At 60.1% G+C, this 2,019-nt stretch carries 2 protein-coding genes; both read left to right on the top strand.

Going from position 1 to position 2,019, the window contains the following annotated elements; translation table 11 throughout:
• Positions 1–70: 70 nt before the first annotated feature.
• A complete protein-coding gene (gene upp / locus AC1DRJ_RS25635) occupies positions 71–709 on the top strand; it encodes a uracil phosphoribosyltransferase (RefSeq protein ID WP_007942673.1) in 639 nt (212 codons plus the stop codon).
• Positions 710–711: 2 nt separating this feature from the next.
• Positions 712–1,986 carry a uracil-xanthine permease family protein gene (locus tag AC1DRJ_RS25630; RefSeq protein ID WP_477804620.1) on the top strand — a complete coding sequence of 425 codons (1,275 nt, stop codon included), beginning with the start codon at positions 712–714 and terminating at the stop codon, positions 1,984–1,986.
• The last annotated feature ends 33 nt before the right edge of the window (positions 1,987–2,019 follow it).

Genomic DNA, 2,019 nt, shown 5'->3' with positions numbered 1-2,019 from the left:
GTCTATAGGACAACACCCTCGGATAGATTAATCTAGGCCGGTTTTTTTGCCCGCCGCCGGAGCCTTTCCCATGCCCATCCTCGAGATCCGCCACCCGCTGATCCGTCATAAACTCGGCCTTATGCGCCGTGCAGACATCAGCACCAAGAATTTCCGTGAGCTCGCTCAGGAAGTCGGCGCCCTGCTGACCTATGAAGCCACCAAAGACCTGCCGCTGGAAACCTACGATATCGAAGGCTGGTGCGGCACAGTGTCGGTCGAGAAAATCGCCGGCAAGAAGATTACTGTAGTACCGATTCTGCGCGCCGGTATCGGCATGCTCGAAGGCGTGCTGAGCCTGATCCCGGGCGCCAAAGTCAGCGCTGTGGGCGTGGCCCGCAACGAAGAGACCTTGCAAGCCCATACCTACCTGGAAAAACTGGTCCCGGAAATCGACGAGCGCCTGGCGATGATCATCGACCCGATGCTTGCCACCGGCAATTCCATGGTCGCCACCATCGACTTGCTGAAAAAGGCCGGTTGCCGCGAGATCCGCGCCATGGTGCTGGTGGCCGCGCCCGAAGGCATCGCCGCTGTGGAGAAGGCTCACCCGGACGTGATCATCTACACCGCCTCCATTGACGAAAAACTCAACGAACACGGTTACATCATCCCAGGCCTGGGCGATGCCGGCGACAAGATCTTCGGTACCAAGCAGAAGGACGCTTGAGCATGCAGCAAGAGTTCAACGATCCGCTCTGGCGCACGGTGCTGTCGGGTGCACAGATGCTGTTCGTGGCCTTCGGCGCGCTGGTGTTGATGCCCCTGATTACCGGCCTCGACCCGAACGTGGCGCTGTTCACCGCAGGCTTGGGGACGATCTTGTTTCAGATCGTCACCGGACGTCAGGTGCCGGTGTTCCTGGCGTCGAGCTTTGCCTTCATCACCCCGATCATCCTTGCCAAGGGCCAGTTCGGCCTTGCGGCGACTATGGGCGGCGTGATGGCGGCAGGTTTCGTCTACACCTTCCTGGGCCTTGCCGTGAAGATCAAAGGCACCGGTTTCATCGACCGTCTGCTGCCACCGGTGGTGATTGGTCCGGTGATCATTTCCATCGGCCTGGCCATGGCGCCGATTGCCGCCAACATGGCGATGGGCAAGGCCGGCGACGGCACTGAGCTGATCCATTACCAAACAGCAATGCTCATCTCCATGCCGGCGTTGCTGACCACCCTGATCGTCGCGGTGTTCGGCAAAGGCATTTTCCGCCTGGTGCCAATCATCTCCGGCGTACTGGTGGGCTTTGCCATGGCCTTCTACTTCGGCGTCGTTGATACCGCGAAGATTGCGGCAGCCCCGTGGTTTGCGATTCCGAACTTCACCGCGCCCGAGTTCAACTGGCAGGCGATTCTGTTCATCGTTCCGGTAGCGTTGGCCCCGGCCATCGAACACATCGGCGGCGTGATTGCCGTCGGTAGCGTGACCGGTCGCGATTACCTTAAGAAACCCGGCCTGCACCGCACCCTGCTCGGCGATGGCATTGCCACCACCGCAGCCGGCCTGTTTGGTGGCCCACCCAACACCACTTACGCCGAAGTGACGGGCGCGGTGATGCTGACCAAGAACTACAACCCGAAAATCATGACCTGGGCGGCGATCTTCGCTATCAGCCTGGCGTTTGTCGGCAAGTTCGGGGCACTGCTACAAAGCATTCCGGTGCCGGTGATGGGCGGAATTCTCTGCCTGTTGTTCGGTTCGATTGCGGCGGTGGGCATGAACACGCTGATTCGCCACCAGATCGATTTGGGCGAAGCGCGCAATCTGGTGATTGTGTCGGTGACCCTGGTATTCGGGATTGGCGGTATGTTGGTCGGCACCGGGACCGGCCAGGATGACTTCGGTCTCAAAGGCATCGCGCTGTGCGCGGTGGTGGCGATTGCGCTGAACCTGTTGCTGCCGGGCAATGACAGCTGGAAGCACAAGAAGGCGGATGAGCCACTGATCTAAAGCCTCACGCAATACTCTTGTGGCGAGGGGGAT

It is taken from the genome of Pseudomonas sp. P5_B2 (genome assembly GCF_056400445.1).
This window is presented reverse-complemented; position numbering and strand designations above follow the sequence as displayed.